The sequence below is a fragment of the Gemmatimonadaceae bacterium genome, assembly GCA_020852815.1.
In the GTDB taxonomy this organism is placed as follows: Bacteria; Gemmatimonadota; Gemmatimonadetes; order Gemmatimonadales; family Gemmatimonadaceae; genus SCN-70-22.
The window spans coordinates 20,520-40,256 of record JADZAN010000025.1; the positions used below are offsets into that span (position 1 = coordinate 20,520).

Sequence of the window (19,737 nt, forward strand, 5' to 3'; positions counted from 1 at the left end):
CCACTACCCATCCCCATCGCGTCGTATGCGCCGACTCCTCCTGGCGACCACCGTCGCCTCGCTCTGCACCGCGCCTAACGCCCTCGCGCAGCGCTCGCCCGCGCAGGGCGCTTCCGCCCAGCGCCCAGACCTTGCCGCCTTCGACGCCTACGTGGCGCAGGCGGTCAAGGCGTGGAACCTCCCGGGGCTCGCCATCGCCGTCGTCGCCAACGACTCGATGGTCTTCGCCAAGGGCTACGGCGTCCGCACGCTGGGGCGCCCCGAGCCCGTCGACGCGCATACGCGCTTCGCCATCGGGTCGACCACCAAGGCGATGACGTCGCTCGCCCTGCTGCAGGCGAGCGACGAAGGCGCGGTCTCGCTGGACCAGCCCGTGCTGCGCTATCTCCCCACGTTGCAGCTGTACGACCCGGTCATGACGCGCGAGATCACGGTGCGCGACCTCCTCACCCACCACACCGGACTGCCCGGGTCCGACCAGCTGTGGACCGGAGGCGACTACGGCATCGACGAGATCATCCGCCGCATGCGATTCCTTCGCCCCGTGGCGTCGTTCCGCAACCACTACGCGTACCAGAACGTGCAGTACGCGATGGCTGGCGAGGTGCTGCGTGCCGGAACGGGAAAGGCGTGGGCCGACTGGCTCAAGACGCGCATCTGGGAACCGCTCGGCATGCGCGAGACGCTGCCGACCGTGGCCGCCACCGAGGGGGAGCCCAACGTGGCGTCGCCGCACGAGGTCATCGACGACACGATGCGCGTCATCGCCAACCGCGCCGTCGATCCGGTGGCCCCCGCAGGTTCCGTCTGGTCCAGCGTCTCCGACATGGCCAAGTGGATGCGCTTCGTCCTCGACTCGGGACGCGTCGGCGGACGCCGCCTTGTTTCCGAGCGCGCCTTCAACGACTGGCTCTCGCCGCAAGTCGTCGTCCCGGTCTCCGACTTCTATCCCACCTCGAGCCTCGCATCGGTGCGACGCGTGAACTATGGACTGGGGTGGTTCCTCCACAACTACGGCGGCGATGAAGTGGCCATGCACACCGGGAGCATCGATGGCATGAGTGCGATCATCGGCCTCATCCCCGAGCGCCGCGTGGGGGTCTACATCCTGGCCAACAGCGATCATGCCGAGCTGCGTCACGCGCTGATGTTCCGCGCGTTCGACCTCTTCAATGGCCGGCGCCAGCGCGACTGGTCCGGCGAGGTGAAGACGCTGTTCGACGGCCTGGATGCGGCGGCACGCGCCCAGCGAACCGCCTTCGAGAAGTCGCGCGTCGCCGGCACGCGCCCCTCGCTCGCGCTCGAAGGCTATGCCGGGACGTATGCCGACTCGCTCAATGGCACGGTGGTGGTCAGCGTGCGCGATGGCGCCCTGCGCGTGGTGCGTGGCAAGGGATTCGCCGGCCGGCTGGAGCACTGGCACTACGATACGTTCGTCGCGCGCTGGGACGACCGGCGCTCGTCGTTGGCTCCCGTGACCTTTTCGCTCGACGCGCGAGGACGCGTCACCTCGCTCCGGATTGGCGCCGCGACCTTTGGCCGCGCCGCCGACGGCGCCTCGCGTTAGGCGTCGGGCCCGGCATTGCTGCAACGCCCAACTCGGCTCTCGCGGAGGGTCCACATGTCGTCGTTTGTCACGCGCCGGAGTGCCGGCGAACCGCGCCCCGCGTCCCGAGGACGCGCACGGGACATCGTGCACCGCGCGCGGCGCGCCGCGGTGGCGGGGCTGGCGCTCATGCTGCTGCTTCCCATGCGAGCGTCAGGTGCACAGAACCCGGTGAAGCAGGGCTGGGAGTGGTCAACGGACACGGTGATGCAGGTCGTGCATGCGGTGCGCGCCGGGCGCTCGCTCCAGCCCGAGCGGTGGCCCAACGGCGCGCGCGTCGCGGTTGCCCTCTCGTTCGACGTCGACAACGAGACGCCGAACCTGCGCTTCGGGCAGCCGACCGTTGGCGAGCTGTCGCAGGGGCAGTACGGGGCGCGCGTCGGCTTGCCGCGCGTGTTGCGCCTCCTCGATCGCCACGCCATCCCGGCGTCGTTCTTCATCCCGGCCATCTCGCTGATGATCGACCGCGACCAGGTCGAGCAAATCAGGAAGTCCGGACGCCACGAGTTCGCCGTGCACGGCTGGATCCACGAGATGAACACGCAGCTCCCGGCCGACGTGGAGCGCCGACTGGTCCAGCAGGCAATCGACACGCTTACCGCGCTCACGGGGAGCCGCCCCGTTGGCTACCGCGCCCCATCGTGGAACTTCTCTGCCGCCACGATGTCGATCGTGAAGGAACTCGGCTTCATCTACGAGTCCTCGCTCATGGCCGACGAGAGCCCGTACGAGCTGCTGCACAACGGCCAACCCACCGGCGTCGTCGAACTTCCGGTGGAATGGATCAACGACGACGCCCCGCTCTTCTCGCCGCGCGGCAACAACTACGCGTCGCCGCGGGAAATCGCGCAGGTCTGGATCGACGAGTTCGACAAGGCCTATGAGGAAGGGACGCTCTTCCTTCTCACCATGCACCCGCACGTGTCGGGACACCGCTCGCGCATCAAGGCGCTCGAACTCCTCATTGCCCACATGAAGGCCAGGCCCGGCGTCTGGTACGCCACGCATCGCTCGGTCGCGGAGTACGTGAAGCGCGAGGCGGGGATGAAGTAGGAGAGGGATGGCGGGGACGGAATTGCGGGCGAGCGGGACGAGTAGTAGGATTTAGTGCGAGCTAAATCTCAAGTTGCCTCAGGCGAATTCGGGCGTCCTTGAGAGGCTCGCGACGATCCGAATCCGTCCCTCGCGCATGAGTGCATCCCCCATCACCTCCACGCCTTCCCCTGGCTCACCGGCGCCCGCTGGTGCGCCGCCCGGGGTACCAGCGGGTACGCCGCCGGGCGGGGAGTCGGGGTGGCGCCGGGCGCGCGAAACGCCGTCGCTGGCCGAAGTGCACCGCACCATCCCGGTGCACGGGCTCACCTGGTGGCGCAAGCTGCTGGCCTTTGCCGGGCCCGGGTATCTCGTCGCCGTCGGCTACATGGACCCCGGCAACTGGGCCACCGATCTCGCGGGCGGGTCGCGCTTCGGCTACACGCTGCTCAGCGTCATCCTCGTCTCGAACCTCATGGCGGTGCTCCTGCAGGGGCTCGCCTCCAAGCTGGGAATCGTCACCGGGCGCGATCTCGCGCAGGCGTGCCGCGATCACTACTCGCCGGGGGTGAACTTCGCCCTCTGGATCCTCTGCGAGCTGGCGATTGCCGCCTGCGACCTGGCCGAAGTGATCGGGACGGCGATCGCGCTCGACCTCCTGTTCGGCATCCCGCTCGCCTGGGGGGTCGCGATCACCGCGCTCGATGTGCTCCTGGTGCTCTGGCTGCAGCACAAGGGATTCCGGATGCTCGAGGCGCTGGTGATTGCCCTCGTCGCGGTGGTGGGGCTCTGCTTCCTGTTCGAGATGTTCATCTCGCGCCCCGACCTCGTCGCGGTCGCGCGCGGCTTCGTCCCGTCGACGGAGATCCTGAAGAACCGGGAGATGCTCTACATCGCGATCGGCATCCTGGGCGCGACGGTAATGCCGCACAACCTCTACCTGCACTCGTCGATCGTGCAGACGCGCAAGTACGAAGAGTCGGCCGAGGGAAAGCGCGAGGCGGTTCGCTTCGCCTTCCTCGACTCGACGATCGCCCTCTCGCTGGCGCTCTTCATCAATGCGGCGATTCTCATCGTGGCGGCCGCAACCTTCCATCGCACGGGCAATACGCAGGTGGCCGAGATCCAGGATGCCTACCAGCTCCTGTCACCGTTGCTGGGGGTGGGGGCGGCGAGCGTGGTCTTCGCCCTCGCGCTCCTGGCGTCCGGGCAGAACTCCACACTCACCGGGACGCTTGCCGGGCAGATCGTGATGGAGGGCTTCCTCAACATCCGCATGCGCCCGTGGCTGCGGCGGCTCATCACGCGGGCCATCGCCATTGTGCCGGCGGCGATCACGGCCATCTTGTATGGCGAAAGCGGGACGGCTCGGCTCCTCATCCTGAGCCAGGTGGTCCTCTCGCTCCAACTCTCGTTTGCCGTCTTCCCGCTGGTGATGTTCACGTCCGACCGACTGAAGATGGGGGAATTCACCAACCCCGCGTGGCTCAAGGTTCTCGCCTACGCCGTGGCCACGGTGATCGCGACGCTGAACCTGTGGCTGCTCGTGCAGACCGTGAGCGCGTGGATGGCCTGATGTACCGGCGCATCCTGGTTCCGCTCGAGCATTCCGCGACCGACGCGTGCATCCTGGACCATGTGCGCCTGCTGGCGCGCCACAGCGGCGCGTCGGTCGTGCTCATCCACGTGGCCGACGGGTGGGCGGCGCGCAACATGGAAGCGCTCAAGCTGCGTGAGTCGGAGGAAATCCGGAGCGATCGCGACTACATCGAGCGCGTGGCCCGTGAACTCGTCGCCGAGGGAGTGCAGGCCGAGGCGGTGCTGGCCAACGGCGATCCGGCGCGCGAGATCTGCGCCTCGGCCATGCGCGAGCAGTGCGACCTGATCGCGATGGCGACGCATGGGCACAAGTTCATTGGCGACGTGATCCACGGCAGCGTGGCCAACACCGTGCGCCACGAGACGTCGATTCCCGTCCTCCTGGTGCGCGCCCCTTCGGGTGCGCGCCGCGCGTCGCCATCATGAGCGCACGCAAGGCCAAGGGGGCGCCGCTGTCGGCGCCGACCGCGCCGCCGGCGTCGATCGCCGAATGGTCGCTGACCGCTCCCGTCGAGGACTACCTGAAGGCGATCTACGCGATCGAAGCCGGGGGCGACGCGGCGGCGACCAACGACATTGCCGCGCGGCTCGAGATCGCCGCCGCCTCGGTGAGCGGGATGGTGCGGCGCCTGGCCGACCAGGGGTTGGTGTCGTACGAGCGCTACCGCGGCGTGCGCCTCACCGACCTGGGACGTCGCGCGGCGCTGCGCACGATTCGCCGGCACCGGGTGATCGAGACGTACCTGGCGCAGGCGTTAGGCTACCCCTGGGACCGGGTGCACGAGGAAGCCGAGCGCCTGGAGCACGCGGTGAGCGACGAGCTGGTGGACCGCATGGCGACGGCGGTCGGCGAGCCGCTCACCGACCCGCACGGCCACCCGATCCCGACGCGCGACGGGGAGATCGATGAGACGCGTCATCGCACGCTGTCGGACCTGGCGCGAGGGCAGCGCTCGCGCGTGATGCGTGTGAGCGACGAGGACTCGGAGCTATTGCGCTACCTGGCGCAGATCGGGATACGACCCGGCGTGGTGGTCACGCTGTCGGACAGGGCGCCATTCGACGGTCCGCTCACGCTGCAGGTGGGGAAGGGGGCGTGCCAGGTGGGGCCGGCGCTTGCCTCACGCGTGATGGTCGAACTCCTCCCGGACTGAGGCGATCGCGCCGCACCGCGCGATCGATCGTCGCGGCGCACCGCGCGATCAATCGTCGCGACGCGCCTTGATGACGACCGCGACGACCGCCGCCACCAGGACCGCGGCAAGGGAGATGAGGACGATCGGCGGCGGCGCGCTCCCCGTCTTCTGCGCGATGCTCACCAGCAACCCGATCCCGATCGCGATCGTCAACCCGGCGATGGTGGCGACGAGCGCCCCCGCCATGTTCGCCGAACGCCCCTGCGACGGGGGCTGGACCTCGTGCAACGCCTGCGCGATCTCCTCCCTCGTCACCTTGGGTTCGCGCGCCTGGAAGTCGGCGATCGTCGTGCGCAACCGGGCGGCCAGCGCGCGCGAGCGCGCCGATGCCTGCGACGTGGTGTGCGGGGGTACGATGACCATCGGGGGTGGCTCAGGTGGAGTGGGGTTGCCTAACGCAACACGAGGTACATGCCGCTCACCAGGAGCGCCATCGCACCCCCGATGAGTGTTGCCGCGAGGATTGGTGGATGTCCTCGTTCGCGCAGCCGGTGGACCAGCATCATGAGCCCTGCTCCTGGTTGTCCGCGAGCGTGTCGTTCGAGCGCGACTCCTCAGGCGCCGTGCCTTCCGCGCCTTGTGCACCCTCCGTGCGTTCCTCGCGCCCCTCTTTCGGAAGGCGCCCAGCGTCCCGCAACGCCATGCGCAGCAGGTACTCGATGTGCCCGTTGAGGCTGCGCAAGTCGTCGTTAGCCCAGCGCTGCACCGCGTCGAGCACATCGGGGTCGACGCGAAGCAGGAACGAGCGCCGCGCCATCATCGCCTCCTCACCTGCCGCACTCGCCGCACCTGCCGCTGGCCACGACCGCGGGACGGCGCCGAACTGGCACCATCCCGCGAGACGTCGACACCGCGCACGCCAGGCGCTGCGTGGTCATCGTCACTGGTAGATCGTCCCCGCGTTCACGACGGGCTGTGCGTCGCGGTCCGAGCACAGCACCACCAGCAGGTTGCTCACCATCGATGCCTTGCGCTCCTCATCCAGCGTGACCAACCCGCGGTCGCCGATGAGGGCGAGCGCGTTCTCCACCATCCCCACCGCCCCCTCCACGATCTTGGAACGCGCGGCAATGATCGCCGCCGCCTGCTGGCGTCGCAGCATCGCGCTGGCAATCTCCGGCGCGTACGCCAGGTGACTCAGTCGCGCCTCGATCACCTCGACCCCCGCCTTGTGCAGCCGCTCCGACACCGCCTGCTGCAACGCGGCAGAGATCTCGGCCGGGTGCGTGCTCAGCGCGATCTCGCCCAGTCCGTGCGCGTCGTAGGGATACGACTGCGCCAGGGCGCGCACCGCCGCCTCGGACTGCATCACCACGAAGTGCTGGTAGTCGTCCACCTCGAAAACCGCCTCCGCCGTGTCGACCACCTTCCACACCACGATCGCCCCGATCTCGATGGGGTTGGAATGGTTGTCGTTCACCTTGAGCTTGGCCGTCTCGAAGTTCCGCACGCGCAGCGACACGGCCTTCTTGGTGAAGAACGGATTGGCCCAGAACAGCCCCGACTCGCGCACCGTCCCCACGTACTTGCCAAAGAGGTTCAGCACCTTTCCCTCGTTTGGCTGCACCGTGAACAGCCCCGACAGCGTCAGGATGGCGATGAGCAGGAGGATGGCCCCGGAGACCGCGGTGAGGGGGTCGGCGCCGCTAGCGCCGACGATGATGCGCCAGACGCCGAGTCCGAGGAGAACGATGCCCAGGAAGAGCATGAGCAGACCGCTGGTCCCCGGCTTGTTGATCTCGCGTAGCATGGAACGAAGTCTCCAGAAGGTGGTATCTAGATGATATCACTTTGATATTCATGGCGCAAGACTCCCCCGCTTGACTTCGACCGCGCGATCCCGAGCATTGCCGGCATGAACGCGAACATCCGAGTCGGCGCGCAGGGGTGGAACTACGACGCCTGGGTCGGCCCCTTCTATCCCACCGGGACGCGAAGTGCCGACTACCTCACCACCTACGCGCGGGCGTTCGACACGGTCGAGGTCGACTCGACGTTCTACGCCATCCCCCCAGCCAAGACGGTGAAGGGGTGGGGTGAGAGAGTCCCGCGCGACTTTCGCTTCGCGCTCAAGCTCCCGCAGGAGATCACGCACGAGAACCGGCTTCGGAACTCAGCGGAGCAGCTTGCGCTCTTCACGGACAGGGCGCGTCTCCTCGGCGAAAAGCTCGGTCCCATCCTCATCCAGCTCGGCCCCGACTTCGCCCCAGTGGAGCTTCCGGCGCTGGCGTCGTTCCTCCCCACGCTCCCCCAGGATCTCGATTTCGCCATCGAGTTCAGGCAGCGCGGCTGGATTCACGACGGGATCATCGCTCTCCTGGCCGAGCACAAGGTGGCGCTGGCGCTGACCGATGCGCGCTGGATTCCACGCAAGACAATGCTGGCGCTGGCCGAGCGTCCCACGGGGAACGTGGCGTACGTGCGATGGATGGGGCCCAACCGTGACATCGTCGACTACTCGCGCCTCCAGGTCGATCGTTCCCGCGAGTTGGAGTCCTGGTCGCGGGTGCTGCCGGCGCTCGCCAAGCGGGTGCGGACGGTGTACGGCTACGTGAATAACCACTTCGCCGGCCACAGCCCGGCGTCGTTGCGCGAGCTGCAGCGCCTGCTTGGGCTGCCCTCGGTGGCACCCGAGGACCTGGGTGAGCAGATGAGTCTTTTCTAGTTCTCGACTTTCGCGCCGCCCCGTTAGGGGGTAGCGTAATGCGGGTATTTCTCCCGCCGGCTCCAAGGCCGCGGCGTGCCGCCCGGCGCGCACGCGGTGCTGCGGCGCCTTTCTCTCCCGCGGAAAGCCTGTCCAGTCGTTCCTCTCCCGGTGCGCCCGCGATTCGGATTCACAGCGATCGAGATGATCACGGTGCTGGCGATCGTCGCCATCGTGGCGGCGTTCGGCTATCCGCGATTGGCCGCGCAGCTGCAGCGGACGCGCGTGCACCAGGCGGCGCGGGTGCTGGCGGCCGACATCGAGGTGGCGGCGTCGCTGGCGGCGCGTGACCAGCGCCCGATGATCTTCGAGGGGGTCGCGAACGGCTACCGCATCCGTGACCGCACGACCGGTGCGGTGCGTTTCCGCCGCACCATTGGCCCCGGAACCGAGTTCGGGGTGCGCGCGCTGCACTTCGAGCCGACGAGCGTGGAGTTCTTCCCGTCGGGGATGACGTCGTCGCCGATGTGGGTGCGCCTGACCAACTCCGGCTACACTCGGCAGGTGCAACTGTCGCGCGCCGGCTTTGTGCGGGTGACGCCATGAACAGGGCGCGTCGCCGTGTCCACGGGCGGTCGCCGGGCGTTGGCGCGCGCGCACGCGCCGGGCTCTCGGTGGTGGAGGTCCTCGTGGCGGTCATGCTCTTCGGCGTGGCGACGACGGGGCTGGCGGCGATGACCTTCTGGGTCGGGACACGCGCTGGGGTGGCACGCGAGGCCAACCAGCGCGCCGACGCCGTCGCCGAGGAGGGCGATTTGCTGGCGTCGATGCCGTTTGACTCGCTGGAGTCGCAGGGCGGCTGCAAGGAGCGCGCGTATGCCGGCTTCGCATACTTGCGCTGCGTGCGCGTCGACGAAGTGGCGGGCGATCGCCGCCGCGTGCTGCTGACGGTGGCCCCGATGGCGCAGGCGGGTTCGCGGTCGCTGGCCCCCGATACGCTCCAGCTCGAGCGGACGCGCACGGCGCCGTGGAATCCGCTGCAGTAATCCTGGAGGCGCCGCTGCGGTGCGTGCCGTTGGTGCGCCGCGCGCGGGTTGCGCGCTGGCGCGCCTTCACACTGGTGGAACTGCTCGTCTCGCTGGTCCTGCTCGGCGTCATGGGCGCGGCGATGCTCCGTTTGTTCGTATCGCAATCGCGCTTTGTGGACCAGCAGGTCAAGCAGCGCGCGGCGCGGACCGTGTCGCGCGTCTCGCTCAACTTGCTGCTGCAGGAGCTGCGCACCGTGGAGGCGGAAGGTGGGGTGGTCACCGCGTCGCAGCGCGCCATCGGCGTGCGGGTGCCGTACGCGTTAGGCATCACCTGCGGGACGGCGGGGGGGCGGACGATCGTCTCGCTCCTCCCCGTGGACTCGGTGCTGTATGCGCAGGCGGTCTTTGCCGGCTATGCGTACCGCGTGCAAGGCGGCGACTACCGCTATGTCGACGTCGGGGCCTCGACGGCGCCGAGTGCGGCGGTGGGGACGTGCGTGGCGGCAGGCGTCACCACGTTGCCGCGCGGACAGCTGATCCAGGTTGCCCCGGCCATTCCGGCACCCTACGACAACGGCGCGCCCGTCCTCGTCTTCCAGCGCATCGACTACGACTTCAGTGGCTCGGTGGTGGTGCCGGGCAGGATGGCGCTCTGGCGATCGGTGCAGGGGGGGCGGCATGAGGAGGTGGCGGTTCCCTTCGATTCCACCTCTGCGTTCCGGTTTTTCACCGTTGGAGATGACACGTCGCTCGCCGCGCCGCCCGCCAGCCTGACGGCGATTCGTGGCGTGGAGCTGCGCTTCACCGGGGCCAGTGAGGAGGCGCGCGCGGGGCGGCTTGCCCCGGAGCTGTCACCGCAGCGCTCGGCGGTCTTCTTCCTGAATGCGCCCGAGCACTGAGATGACCCGCCCTCCCACGCCCACCTACCCAGCGCAAGCCGGGATCCATTTGTCCTCGACACACCCACGATCGGCTGCCCGCCGACGCCTGGCCGCTCGCACATCGCTGCAGCCGCGGCGTGGGCTCGCGCTCCCCACGGTGCTGATGCTGATCGCGCTCCTCTCGGTGATGGCGGCGGGCGCCATCACGCTCGTGGGGACGGAGCGCCGCGTGGTGGGGAACGATGCGATGGCCACACGCGCCTATGCGCTCGCACGGGGAGGGCTCGACCGCTTCCTGGCGTCGCGCGATTCGCTTGGCTTCACCGCCGTACCGCCGGCCCCGGTGGAGAGCGTGCGCGTGGCTATGAACGGCGGCTATGCCGACGTGATCATGGAGCGCGTACGCGACGAGGCGGGGATTTCCACGCCGGCCATGTACGTGGTGCGCTCGCGCGGCGTGCTGCTGGATCGCGCGGTGCGGCCGCGCCCCGTGGCCGAGCGGACGCTGGCGCAGTATGCGCGCTGGCAGCGCGCCGGGATGCCGGTCCTTGCCGCCCACGCCTCGTTAGGTGGGGTGGACAACCAGGGAAGTGCCGGAACGCTGAGCGGCTTCGACGCCTGCGGCGCCGCGGCGGCGGTGGCTGGCGTCGCGGTCCCCACCACTCCGGGCTATGTGCAGCCGCACGGCGCCCCCTTCGCTTCGGGGAGCCCGAACCTCCTCGACCTCGGAAGCGCGGCGTCGGCCGCGTCGGCCATCACGATCGACTGGGGGGGGATCGTTGCCAAGGGGATCGGGGCGGCCAACGTGACGCTTCCCGGCGGGGCATGGCCGCCGTCGGCGCAGTGGGGCGACGCCACATTCTGGCCGGTGATCGTGGTGCGCGGCGACTTCGTACTCCCGACCGATGGTCGCGGGCTCCTCGTCGTGACCGGGACGCTCACCTTCCCGCCGCTGCGCCAGTGGGACGGCGTCGTCCTGGTCGGTGGGGCGATGGTCGTTCCCGCCGACGCCACGGTGAACGGCGCCGTGGTGACCGGGCTCAACGCGACCATTGGCGGCGCCGTGGGCGTGGACCAGATCGCCGGGCGCTACGTGGCGCAGTACAACTCGTGCGACGTGGCGCACGCGCTCTCGGTCTTCAACGGCCTCACCCCGTTGCGCAACGCCTCGATCGATCGCTGGGCCTACTGATCGCCGCGCGGCCTTCTGCGTCACGGCCGGTGCGTCGGCTATACTTCGCGCACTCGTCCGGGGTCCGTGCCAGGCGAGCGTTCCGCGCGCGTTTCACGCTCGCTTCTCGCGCGTTTCCCCTGCGCTAATTCCGCGCGTCACCGTCGCGTCCACGCATGCCCCGTCGCACCCTCGCCTTCGTGATCTTCGCCGTTGTGGTGGCGGCGGCGTGCGTGCGACTCGGCTTCTGGCAGCTCTCGCGCCTTGGGGAGCGGCGCGCGCTCAACGCGACGATCGCGGCGCGGCTCGAGGCCCCTGCGGCGCCGTGGGACGAGGTCACGCGCGACTCGGCGAGCGCGCGATACCGGCGGGTGCAGCTGACGGGGCGCTACGACTATGCACGCGAACTCGTTCTCACCTCGCGCGCGCGCAACGGCGCCCCGGGGGTGTACGTCCTCACGCCGCTGGCGGTGGCAGGATCGCCAAGCGTCCTCGTCAACCGTGGCTGGGCCTACGCGGCCGACGGCATGAGCATCGATCTCTCCAAATGGAACGAGGGCGACAGCGCAACCGTCGATGGATTCCTCGAGGCGTACGTCCCGGCGGGAGGGATGGTCTCCACGCCGTCGCAGCCGCGCGGCGTTCGCCACCTGGTGCGCGACTCCATCGAGCAGCGGCTCGGCGAGCGCGTGGCCCCCTTTCTGGTCGTGCAGCGCCTGGGGCGCGACCAGCGCGATTCGCTCACGCACCTGGTGCGCGTGGAACCGCCGCCCATGAATGAAGGGTCGCACCGCAGCTATGCGATCCAGTGGTTCGCCTTTGCCCTCATCGCCCTAGTGGGCGCCGCCGTCGTGGCCCGCCGCGGCCCCGGGGGGGACGCCGCGCGTTAGGCGGTGCGCGCCTCGCGCTCGGGGCGTTGCAGGATCAGCACCGCGAGTGCGATCAGTGCCCCGCCCGCCAAGGTCGGGAGCGTCACCGGCTGCCGCAGCACCAGCGCCGCGAGGACCGCGGCGCAGAACGGCTCGGCTGTGGAGATGATCGCCGTCCGAACGGCGCCGAGCGACTCCAGCCCGCGCAGGATGAGCTGGAAGGCCACGACCGTGGGGACCACCGCGAGCCAGGCAATCGCCCCCACGCTGCTCGTCGTTGGGGTCCAGGCCAGTCGGCCGCGCGCGGCGGCGTAGACCAGGAGCGAAAGGCAGGTGCCGATGGCGATGTAGAAGGTCGCCACGGTCGCCGTGGTGCCGACTTGCAACTGGCGGAGCAAGGGAAAGTACAGCCCGTAGACAAAGGCGCCGGAGAGCGAGAGCGCGGCGCCTATCGGCGAGATGGCGTCGGCGCCCGGGGCCCCGATGATCACGACGATCCCCGCCAGCGAGAGGGCGAGCGCGAACAGGCGGCGTGGCCCTACCCGGTCGGTCCCGCGTATCGCCGAAATGATCGTCACCCACGCCGGATACGTGTAGAACAGGAAGACCACGGTCGCTGCCGGCATGTAGGCCAGCGCCGACAGGTTGAGCAGGTTCACCGCCGCCTGGCCGGCACCCCCCTGCACGATGAGCCGGTGCCGGTGCGCGCGCGGCAGCGTGAGGCCACGCCATCCGCCTGCCAGCGGGAAGAGGAGGAGCGCCGCCACGAGAAAGCGCCCCATGACCACCGTGGCGAGCGGCGTCCCGTCGCGCGTCCCGATCACCGTCGCAATCGAGATGCTGGAGAAGCCGAACGCGGCGGCCACGACCGCCAGCGTGGCGCGGCCGTGCGACAGCGGCGCACGCGCCATGGCATCACCGACCACGCTCATGCGAGTTGCAGCAGGCGGCGCGCGATGTTGAAGTAGATCACGAGGCCCGTCACGTCCACCAGCGAGGCAACGAACGGCGATGACGCGATGGCCGGGTCGAAGCCAAGCCGCTTGAAGACGAGCGGCAGCATCGCCCCCACCACAGAGCCCACGATCACGACCATTACCAGCGTGAGGGAGACGACGAGCGAGAGCGTCCACGTGTTCCCCCACATCATGGCGCGCACGAAGCCGATCGCCCCGAGGCACCCCCCAAGGACGAGCCCCTGGCCCAGCTCGCGCACGAAGACGCGCAGCGCGTCGCGCAGGTCGACGTCGCCAACGGCGAGCGCGCGCGTGATGAGCGTGGCCGACTGCGAACCCGAATTTCCGCCGGAGCTGATGATGAGCGGGATGAAGAGGGTGAGCGCAATGGCCGACGCCAGCGTGTCCTCGTATGCGCGCATCGCCGTCCCCGTGAACATCTCGCCCACGAAGAGGAAGACGAGCCATCCCACGCGCTTGCGGGCCACGCTCCAGAAGCCCGCCGAGAAGTACGGCTCCTCGAGCGGCTGGACCGCGCCGAGCTTCTGCATGTCCTCGGTCTGTTCCTCGACAATGGCATCGATGACGTCATCGACCGTGATCACGCCGATGATGCGATCGAAGGCGTCCACCACGGGGACGGCAACGAGGTCGTACTCGGAGGTGATGCGCGCGACTTCTGCGCGGTCGGCCGTGGCGGGAACCTTCACCACCTCGGTCCACGCCAGGTCGGCCACCTTGCTTCCCTCGGCGGCCGCAACGAGTTCGCGCAACGACATCACGCCGACGATCGCGCCACGTTCGTCGGTGACATAGATGGCGTGCATCGCCTCCTTGCGCCCAGAACGCGCCGCGACGCGCACGATGTTGAGCGCTTCCTCCGATGTGAGGTCCTGGGTGACGGAGACGAACTCCGTCGTCATCAGCCCGCCGGCGGAGTCGTTCTCGTACTGGAGCAGGCGCTCCGTCTCCTGCCGCTCAGCCTCGGGGAGGTCCTGGAGAATCTCGTCGGCCGTCTCTTCCTCGAGTTCCTCGAGGATGTCGGCGCGATCGTCCGGCGTCATTTCCGAGACGAGGGCGACCGCCTGCTCCGTGCTCATTGCCTCGAGCAGCTCGTAGCGCAGCTCTTCGTCGAGGTATTCGAGGACGTCGGCGGCGCGCGCGGCCGGCAGGGCGCGCAGGAACTCGGCGACGCGGTCGCGCGGCATCGCCTCCGCTACGTCGGCGAGGTCCTTGGGATGGAGCTCTTCCGTCTCCGCGGCCACGTCCTCCGGCGATTCCTCGAGCATGACGAGGATGTCCGGGGCCAGGAGCTGCGCGAGCTCGGAATCCTGGTTGCGTTGTGAGGGCGTCATGGTCGCCGTCCGTTCGGAGTGGACAGGCGCACGCGCGTGCGGGCGAGGCAGAAGGGCAAAGCCGGCCGGCGCGGCGGGCGCAAGTTACGGGCGTCGTTCAGGGCGAACAAGCGCGCCGCGTGGCTCGCGCAGTACGTCTCGTCCTCGCTGCACACCTTCTGGCGGTCTCGCGCTGTCCAACGGCAGTTCACTGCACGCCGCCCCCTCGAAGGCCAGCGTCCCGAGTCCATCTGCATGCGTATCGTTCGTATTGCCCCCCTCCTGCTGGCGCTCGTCGTCGTTCCGCGTGCTGGACACGCGCAGCGCTTGCGTCCCGACGATACGCGCGCGGCGCGGACGACCGCTGTCGGAGGCGAATCGGCGACCGCCGTTGCCGCGACGGCGACCACGACCAGCGCCTTTCGCGTGAAGATCGCGCCGGCCATCGACGGCAAGGATACCGACGAGGCGTGGCGCAGTGCCCAGCGCATCGACGGTTTTCGCGTCTTCGATCCCGTCGAGGATGGGGCGCCGGCCATGCAGACCGAGGCGCGCGTGGCCTATGACGATCGCAACCTCTACGTCTTTGTGAGGGCCTTCGATGCGCACCCGGACAGCATCATGGCGCTCCTGTCGCGTCGCGACGAGCGCACGCAGTCCGACTACATCAGGGTGATTGTCGACTCCTATCACGACCGGCGCACGGGGTACGAGTTCATGGTGAATCCGGCCGGCGTGCAGCGCGACATCTATCTCTACAACGACTCCAACGAGGATGTGACGTGGAATGCCGTCTGGGACGTGAAGACGGAGATCGACTCGCTGGGGTGGACGGCCGAGTTCCGCATCCCGCTCAGCCAGTTGCGCTATCCGCGCAAGGACGAGCACACGTTCGGCATCGGGATTCACCGCGAGATTGCGCGCCTCAACGAGCGGTCGAGCTGGCCGTTGTGGCGCCGGTCGCGCTTCGGGATCGCGTCGCAGTTGGGTGAGGTGCGCGGGCTTGTCGGGATCTCCAGCCCGCGTCGCCTCGAGCTGATGCCGTACACCGTGCAGGCCAACGACTCGAAGCTGCGCGCCGACGGGTACGGGCGTTCGCAGCGAATGTCGTTAGGCGCCGACGTGAAGTACGGCCTCTCGTCCAACCTCACGCTCGACGCGACCATCAATCCCGATTTCGGGCAGGTGGAGGCCGACCCGGGGGTGCTCAACCTCGGCGCCTTCGAGCAGTTCTTCGAGGAGCGGCGCCCCTTCTTCCTCGAGGGGACGGGGATCTTCCGTTACGACGTCGACTGCAACGACGGCCAGTGCACGGGGCCGTTCTACTCGCGGCGCATCGGGCGCAGCCCGCAGGCGGGCTTCCTGAGCGAGGACCAGAATGCGGTCCCGCTCAACTCGACGATCCTTGGTGCGGCCAAGGTCACGGGGCGGCTGGCCAACGGCTTGTCGTTAGGTATCCTGAACGCGGTGACGGGGCGCGAGAGTGTCGCCGAGTCACTCACCGTCGAGCCGCGCACCAACTACTTCGTGGCGCGCGCCCAGCAGGACCTGCGCGGCGGGCGCAGCGGCGTGGGGCTCATCGTCACCGCCGTGAATCGCAACCTCGATGGATACACGGAGGACTTCATCCGTCGCGAAGCCTACACCGCCGGTGTCGACGCACGTCATCGCTTCGGGAAGGACGCGATGTACGAGCTCACCGGGCAGCTGTTCGGGTCGTTGGTGCGCGGCAGCGAGCAGGCCATCGCGGCCACGCAGCGCTCGGCGGTGCACTTCTACCAGCGTCCCGACGACGACGTGACCTACGATTCCACGCGCACCGCGCTCAGCGGCGTCGGCTCGCAGGTCGGGTTCTCGAAGAACGGCGGGCTCACGCGCTTTCACACGGGGGTGTGGTATCGCGGGGCCGGGCTCGAGATCAACGACGTCGGCTTCATGCAGAACGCCAACAACATGGGGCAGAGCAACTGGTTCGCCTTCGTCTTCCAGCAACCGCGGTGGTGGTACCGTCGCTGGCAGGTGAACTTCAACCAGTGGAGCAGCTTCACCGCCGACGGGCTCAGCACGGGGCGCGGCGGCAACATCAACATGAACGCGCAGTTGCGCAACATGTGGTTTGTCTACGGCGGCTTCGGTGGCGAGCTGGGGAGCAACTGCGCCGCCTGCCTGCGTGGCGGCCCCGCGCTGTGGGAGAATCACTCGGTCCAGGGGTGGGCCGGCTTCACCGGCGACCAGCGGCGGCCGGTCTACGGCTCGTTCAGCGCCTCCTTCAGGCGCACCGACGGCGGCCGCTCCATGAGCTACTTCCTTGGCCCCAGCCTGCAGGCGCGCGTGGCGTCATCGTTCTCGGCGAGCGTCGGGGCGTCGTTCAGCCGCAACGTGGACGATCGCCAATGGCTGGAGAACTTCGGCGACCTCGGGAGCGACACGACGCACTACACCGTGGCACGCCTCAACCAGAAGACCGTGGCCCTCACCACGCGCCTCAACTGGACGGCATCGCCCACGCTGTCGCTGCAGGTGTACGCCCAGCCATTCGTCACCGGCGGTGCGTACTCCAACTGGCGCGAGGTGAGCGCCCCTCGCTCGCGCGACTACGCGGATCGCTTCGAGCCCTACACGCAGGGTGGCGATCCCGGCGGCTTCAACTTCAAGCAGTTCCGCTCCAACACCGTGCTGCGCTGGGAATACCGTCCCGGGTCGACACTCTTCCTCGTCTGGGCGCAGGGACGGCTGCAGGACGGACTCGACGCCGGCTCGTTTCGATTCAACCGCGACTACCGGAACCTGTTCAGCGCGCACCCGGACAACACGTTCCTGGTAAAGGCGAGCTACTGGTTCTCGATGTAGGACGGGCGGACGGGGGCGTTAGGCGGGGCGCCCGTTCGTTGCGTCAGGCGATGCGCGGGCGGTGCGTCAGGCGGTGCGGGGGCGGCGACGCCCCGAGTCGAGGCTGGCGTCGTGAAGCGGCAGGCGACGGCGGTCGGTTTCGATGTGGCGAAGGGTGTAGCCCACCGCGGCGACCGCGTGCGCGAGTGACGCCTCGTCGAGCGCGACATCGTGTTCCAGCGTCGCCCGGCCGATGACGACGTCCGCCGTCGCGATGCCGGGGACCTGGGCCAGCGACGTGTGCACGGCGCGCGCACAGTGCACCGAACGCATCCCGTCGATCGTCAACGTGGTCAGCATGCGGAGAGAATGTATATTCGCCGCATGAACATCGCCTTTCTCGGGCTGGGGGCCATCGGCGCACCGATGGCGCGGCACCTCGCCGCCCAGCACACGCTCACTGTCTGGAATCGCACGGCCGCCAAGGCCGACTCGTTCGCCAAGGCCCACGGCGCCTCGGCCGCCCCGACCCCTGCCGCCGCAGCACGCGGTGCCCAGGTGGTCATCACCTGCCTCCCGACCTCGCGCGAAGTGGAGGCGTTGCTCGACGGCCCCGCGGCGGGCGACGCCCTCCTGGCGGGGATGGGTGACGGGACGCTCCTCATCGACTGCACCTCGGGCGACCCCGCGACCTCACGTCGCATCGCGGAACGGCTCGCCGAGCGTGGGATCGCCTTCCTCGATGCCCCGGTGTCCGGCGGCGTGGTCGGGGCGGAGAAGGGCGCGCTCACCGTGATGTGCGGCGGCGACGACGTCACTTTCGCGCGCGCACGCCCGGTGCTGGAGGCGTTCGGGAAGAAGATCGTGCTCGTGGGCCCGGTCGGGGCGGGGCACGCCCTAAAGGCCGTGAACAACGCGCTGCTCGCCGTCCACATCTGGTCCACGGTGGAAGGGCTCGCCGCGCTCACGCGCGCCGGCGTCAAGCCGTCGGCGGCGCTCGACGTCATCAACGCTTCCAGCGGGCGCTCCAACACGTCGGAGAACCTCGTCCCGCAACGCGTCGTCACGCGCGCCTTCCCGCGCACCTTCAAGCTCGCCCTCCTCGAGAAGGACATCGCGATTGCCGCCGAGTTCCTGCGCGAGCAGCGCATCCCGTCGATGGTGATCCAGCAAGTGGCCGATCTCTTCCGACTCGCGCGCCACGAGCTGGGCGAGGAGGCCGATCACGTCGAAGCCGCGCGCCTCATCGAGGAATGGAGCGGCGTCGTGATCCAGGACTAGAAGACCGCCCTCGTCCCCATCGCCTCACCCGTTTTCCAACGCCACGATGTCCGCCCACCGCCTGAGCACCCTCGACGAGATCCGCGCCCACTTTCCCGCGTTGGAGCGCCGGGAGGGCGACCTCCCCGTGGCGTACTTCGATGGCCCGGGGGGAACGCAGGTGCCGCGCCGCGTGGTGGATGCGATGGTGGACTACCTCTACCATCACAACGCCAACACGCACTGGGCGTACCCCACGTCTGCGGAGACCGACGCGCTCCTGCTCGGCGCCCGCACGGCCGCGGCCGACCTGCTCAACGCGCAGGTCGACGAAGTCGTGTTCGGTCACAACATGACGACGTTGACCTTTCACCTGTCGCGAGCGTTAGGCAGGGGATGGGACAGCGGCGACGAGGTCATCGTCACGGAGCTGGACCACCACGCCAACATCGCGCCCTGGCGGGAGATGGCGCGCGAGCGCGGCGTCACCGTGCGCACCGTGCGCATGGATCCCGCGAGCGGCACGCTCGACTGGGACGACCTGCGGCGCGCCTTCACGCCGCGCACGCGCCTCCTCGCGATCGGCGCCGCGTCCAACGCGCTGGGGACGATCAACGACATCCCGGCGGCCGTTCGCCTTGCGCACGAGCATGGCGCGCTGTGCTTCGTGGATGCGGTGCACTACGCCGCGCATGCCGTGATCGACGTGAAGACGTGGGACTGCGACTTCCTCGCCTGCTCGGCGTACAAGTTCTACGGTCCCCACGTGGGGATTGCCTTTGGCAAGCGAGCGCTGCTCGACGCGCTCGACGTTCCGCGACTCGAACCGGCCTCGAACGTGTCGCCCGAGCGCGTCGAGACGGGGACGCTCGATCACGAGGGGATCGTGGGGGCGGGCGCCGCCATCGATTTCCTGGCCTCGCTGGCGCGCGACCTGCCGCCAGGGGCAACGCGTCGCCAGCGCCTAACGGCGGCGGTGGGGGGGCTGCACGAGCGCGGCGATGCCCTCGTGGCGCGCCTCTGGCAGGGGCTGCGCGCCATCGACGGCGTCACGCTCTATGGCGTCACGCCGGGCGCGGGGGCGCGCACCCCGACGGTGATCTTCACGGTCGCCGGGCGCACATCGACCGAGGTGGCGGCGGCGCTCGTCCCGCGCGCCCTGTACCTCTCCAACGGCGATTTCTACGCGCTCACCGTGGTGCAGCGCCTTGGCCACGAGGGCGACGGCGTCGTGCGGGCCGGGTGTGCCTGCTACACGTCGGAAGCCGAGGTCGCTCGACTCGTCGCCGCCGTCGCCGACCTCGCCGCTCGCTAGGCACCGGGATCCGCATC

At 69.1% G+C, this 19,737-nt stretch carries 20 protein-coding genes; 14 read left to right on the forward strand and 6 right to left on the reverse strand.

Annotated elements, in window-relative coordinates; genetic code table 11:
- Nucleotides 1-25: 25 nt before the first annotated feature.
- The 5 genes from IT359_14910 (at nucleotide 26) to IT359_14930 (ending at nucleotide 5,391) form a co-directional block, all read left to right on the forward strand.
- Nucleotides 26-1,567 carry a serine hydrolase gene (locus tag IT359_14910; GenBank protein ID MCC6930274.1) on the forward strand — a complete coding sequence of 514 codons (1,542 nt, stop codon included), beginning with the start codon at nucleotides 26-28 and terminating at the stop codon, nucleotides 1,565-1,567.
- Between the two features lie 54 nt (nucleotides 1,568-1,621).
- On the forward strand, nucleotides 1,622-2,659 hold the full coding sequence (locus tag IT359_14915; protein ID MCC6930275.1) for a polysaccharide deacetylase family protein: 1,038 nt from the start codon (nucleotides 1,622-1,624) through the stop codon (nucleotides 2,657-2,659).
- A 136-nt stretch (nucleotides 2,660-2,795) separates the two neighbouring features.
- Nucleotides 2,796-4,214, forward strand: a complete 1,419-nt coding sequence (locus IT359_14920) for an Nramp family divalent metal transporter (protein ID MCC6930276.1) — start codon at nucleotides 2,796-2,798, stop codon at nucleotides 4,212-4,214.
- Nucleotides 4,202-4,663 (forward strand): universal stress protein, encoded by a 462-nt coding sequence (locus IT359_14925; GenBank protein ID MCC6930277.1) that lies wholly within the window; start codon nucleotides 4,202-4,204, stop codon nucleotides 4,661-4,663. The genes IT359_14920 and IT359_14925 overlap by 13 nt, the downstream gene beginning before the upstream one ends.
- Entirely contained in the window at nucleotides 4,660-5,391 is a 732-nt protein-coding gene (locus tag IT359_14930) for a metal-dependent transcriptional regulator (protein ID MCC6930278.1), read from the forward strand. Before IT359_14925 ends, IT359_14930 begins: the two co-directional genes overlap by 4 nt.
- A gap of 48 nt (nucleotides 5,392-5,439) precedes the next feature.
- On the opposite strand, the gene IT359_14935 is transcribed toward IT359_14930, so the two are convergent.
- The 3 genes from IT359_14935 to IT359_14945 all read right to left on the reverse strand — a co-directional run bounded on the left by IT359_14935 (nucleotide 5,440) and on the right by IT359_14945 (nucleotide 7,183).
- Nucleotides 5,440-5,796, reverse strand: coding sequence for a hypothetical protein (locus tag IT359_14935; protein ID MCC6930279.1), 357 nt, complete (start codon nucleotides 5,794-5,796; stop codon nucleotides 5,440-5,442).
- A 139-nt stretch (nucleotides 5,797-5,935) separates the two neighbouring features.
- Nucleotides 5,936-6,190 (reverse strand): hypothetical protein, encoded by a 255-nt coding sequence (locus IT359_14940; GenBank protein ID MCC6930280.1) that lies wholly within the window; start codon nucleotides 6,188-6,190, stop codon nucleotides 5,936-5,938.
- A gap of 123 nt (nucleotides 6,191-6,313) precedes the next feature.
- Nucleotides 6,314-7,183, reverse strand: coding sequence for an SPFH domain-containing protein (locus tag IT359_14945; GenBank protein ID MCC6930281.1), 870 nt, complete (start codon nucleotides 7,181-7,183; stop codon nucleotides 6,314-6,316).
- A gap of 105 nt (nucleotides 7,184-7,288) precedes the next feature.
- Between IT359_14945 and IT359_14950 the strand changes: the two genes are divergently transcribed.
- From IT359_14950 to IT359_14975, 6 genes are all read left to right on the forward strand, one after another.
- On the forward strand, nucleotides 7,289-8,098 hold the full coding sequence (locus IT359_14950; GenBank protein MCC6930282.1) for a DUF72 domain-containing protein: 810 nt from the start codon (nucleotides 7,289-7,291) through the stop codon (nucleotides 8,096-8,098).
- A 150-nt stretch (nucleotides 8,099-8,248) separates the two neighbouring features.
- Nucleotides 8,249-8,683: a GspH/FimT family pseudopilin gene (locus IT359_14955; GenBank protein ID MCC6930283.1), complete on the forward strand. Its 435-nt coding sequence runs from the start codon at nucleotides 8,249-8,251 to the stop codon at nucleotides 8,681-8,683.
- Entirely contained in the window at nucleotides 8,680-9,123 is a 444-nt protein-coding gene (locus tag IT359_14960) for a hypothetical protein (protein ID MCC6930284.1), read from the forward strand. Before IT359_14955 ends, IT359_14960 begins: the two co-directional genes overlap by 4 nt.
- Nucleotides 9,105-10,004, forward strand: a complete 900-nt coding sequence (locus IT359_14965; GenBank protein ID MCC6930285.1) for a prepilin-type N-terminal cleavage/methylation domain-containing protein — start codon at nucleotides 9,105-9,107, stop codon at nucleotides 10,002-10,004. Before IT359_14960 ends, IT359_14965 begins: the two co-directional genes overlap by 19 nt.
- Before the next feature lie 139 nt (nucleotides 10,005-10,143).
- Nucleotides 10,144-11,178, forward strand: a complete 1,035-nt coding sequence (locus IT359_14970) for a hypothetical protein (protein MCC6930286.1) — start codon at nucleotides 10,144-10,146, stop codon at nucleotides 11,176-11,178.
- Nucleotides 11,179-11,333: 155 nt separating this feature from the next.
- Nucleotides 11,334-12,047 carry an SURF1 family protein gene (locus tag IT359_14975; GenBank protein ID MCC6930287.1) on the forward strand — a complete coding sequence of 238 codons (714 nt, stop codon included), beginning with the start codon at nucleotides 11,334-11,336 and terminating at the stop codon, nucleotides 12,045-12,047.
- Here the strand turns inward: IT359_14975 and IT359_14980 are convergent.
- Nucleotides 12,044-12,958, reverse strand: a complete 915-nt coding sequence (locus IT359_14980; protein ID MCC6930288.1) for a DMT family transporter — start codon at nucleotides 12,956-12,958, stop codon at nucleotides 12,044-12,046. The two genes, IT359_14975 and IT359_14980, sit on opposite strands and share 4 nt — an antisense overlap.
- Nucleotides 12,955-14,337 carry a magnesium transporter gene (gene mgtE / locus IT359_14985; protein ID MCC6930289.1) on the reverse strand — a complete coding sequence of 461 codons (1,383 nt, stop codon included), beginning with the start codon at nucleotides 14,335-14,337 and terminating at the stop codon, nucleotides 12,955-12,957. Before mgtE ends, IT359_14980 begins: the two co-directional genes overlap by 4 nt.
- A 234-nt stretch (nucleotides 14,338-14,571) precedes the next feature.
- On the opposite strand from mgtE, the gene IT359_14990 reads away from it, so the two are divergent.
- Nucleotides 14,572-17,166: a carbohydrate binding family 9 domain-containing protein gene (locus IT359_14990; GenBank protein ID MCC6930290.1), complete on the forward strand. Its 2,595-nt coding sequence runs from the start codon at nucleotides 14,572-14,574 to the stop codon at nucleotides 17,164-17,166.
- Between the two features lie 66 nt (nucleotides 17,167-17,232).
- Here the strand turns inward: IT359_14990 and IT359_14995 are convergent, their stop codons facing one another.
- On the reverse strand, nucleotides 17,233-17,505 hold the full coding sequence (locus tag IT359_14995) for a heavy-metal-associated domain-containing protein (GenBank protein ID MCC6930291.1): 273 nt from the start codon (nucleotides 17,503-17,505) through the stop codon (nucleotides 17,233-17,235).
- A 24-nt stretch (nucleotides 17,506-17,529) separates the two neighbouring features.
- Between IT359_14995 and IT359_15000 the strand changes: the two genes are divergently transcribed.
- Entirely contained in the window at nucleotides 17,530-18,426 is an 897-nt protein-coding gene (locus IT359_15000) for an NAD(P)-dependent oxidoreductase (GenBank protein ID MCC6930292.1), read from the forward strand.
- A gap of 46 nt (nucleotides 18,427-18,472) precedes the next feature.
- Entirely contained in the window at nucleotides 18,473-19,720 is a 1,248-nt protein-coding gene (locus IT359_15005) for a cysteine desulfurase-like protein (protein ID MCC6930293.1), read from the forward strand.
- The last annotated feature ends 17 nt before the right edge of the window (nucleotides 19,721-19,737 follow it).

Excerpts from the sequence above, each read along its gene's own strand:
- IT359_14960 (MCC6930284.1), top strand. The coding sequence starts at position 8,680 with ATGAACAGGGCGCGTCGCCGTGTCCACGGGCGGTCGCCGGGCGTTGGC.
- IT359_14990 (MCC6930290.1), top strand. The coding sequence starts at position 14,572 with ATGCGTATCGTTCGTATTGCCCCCCTCCTGCTGGCGCTCGTCGTCGTT.
- IT359_14945 (MCC6930281.1), bottom strand. The coding sequence starts at position 7,183 with ATGCTACGCGAGATCAACAAGCCGGGGACCAGCGGTCTGCTCATGCTC.
- IT359_15000 (MCC6930292.1), top strand. The coding sequence starts at position 17,530 with ATGAACATCGCCTTTCTCGGGCTGGGGGCCATCGGCGCACCGATGGCG.
- IT359_14995 (MCC6930291.1), bottom strand. The coding sequence starts at position 17,505 with ATGCTGACCACGTTGACGATCGACGGGATGCGTTCGGTGCACTGTGCG.
- IT359_14950 (MCC6930282.1), top strand. The coding sequence starts at position 7,289 with ATGAACGCGAACATCCGAGTCGGCGCGCAGGGGTGGAACTACGACGCC.
- mgtE (MCC6930289.1), bottom strand. The coding sequence starts at position 14,337 with ATGACGCCCTCACAACGCAACCAGGATTCCGAGCTCGCGCAGCTCCTG.
- IT359_14975 (MCC6930287.1), top strand. The coding sequence starts at position 11,334 with ATGCCCCGTCGCACCCTCGCCTTCGTGATCTTCGCCGTTGTGGTGGCG.
- IT359_14940 (MCC6930280.1), bottom strand. The coding sequence starts at position 6,190 with ATGGCGCGGCGCTCGTTCCTGCTTCGCGTCGACCCCGATGTGCTCGAC.
- IT359_14910 (MCC6930274.1), top strand. The coding sequence starts at position 26 with ATGCGCCGACTCCTCCTGGCGACCACCGTCGCCTCGCTCTGCACCGCG.
- IT359_14980 (MCC6930288.1), bottom strand. The coding sequence starts at position 12,958 with ATGAGCGTGGTCGGTGATGCCATGGCGCGTGCGCCGCTGTCGCACGGC.
- IT359_14935 (MCC6930279.1), bottom strand. The coding sequence starts at position 5,796 with ATGGTCATCGTACCCCCGCACACCACGTCGCAGGCATCGGCGCGCTCG.
- IT359_14915 (MCC6930275.1), top strand. The coding sequence starts at position 1,622 with ATGTCGTCGTTTGTCACGCGCCGGAGTGCCGGCGAACCGCGCCCCGCG.
- IT359_15005 (MCC6930293.1), top strand. The coding sequence starts at position 18,473 with ATGTCCGCCCACCGCCTGAGCACCCTCGACGAGATCCGCGCCCACTTT.
- IT359_14920 (MCC6930276.1), top strand. The coding sequence starts at position 2,796 with ATGAGTGCATCCCCCATCACCTCCACGCCTTCCCCTGGCTCACCGGCG.
- IT359_14930 (MCC6930278.1), top strand. The coding sequence starts at position 4,660 with ATGAGCGCACGCAAGGCCAAGGGGGCGCCGCTGTCGGCGCCGACCGCG.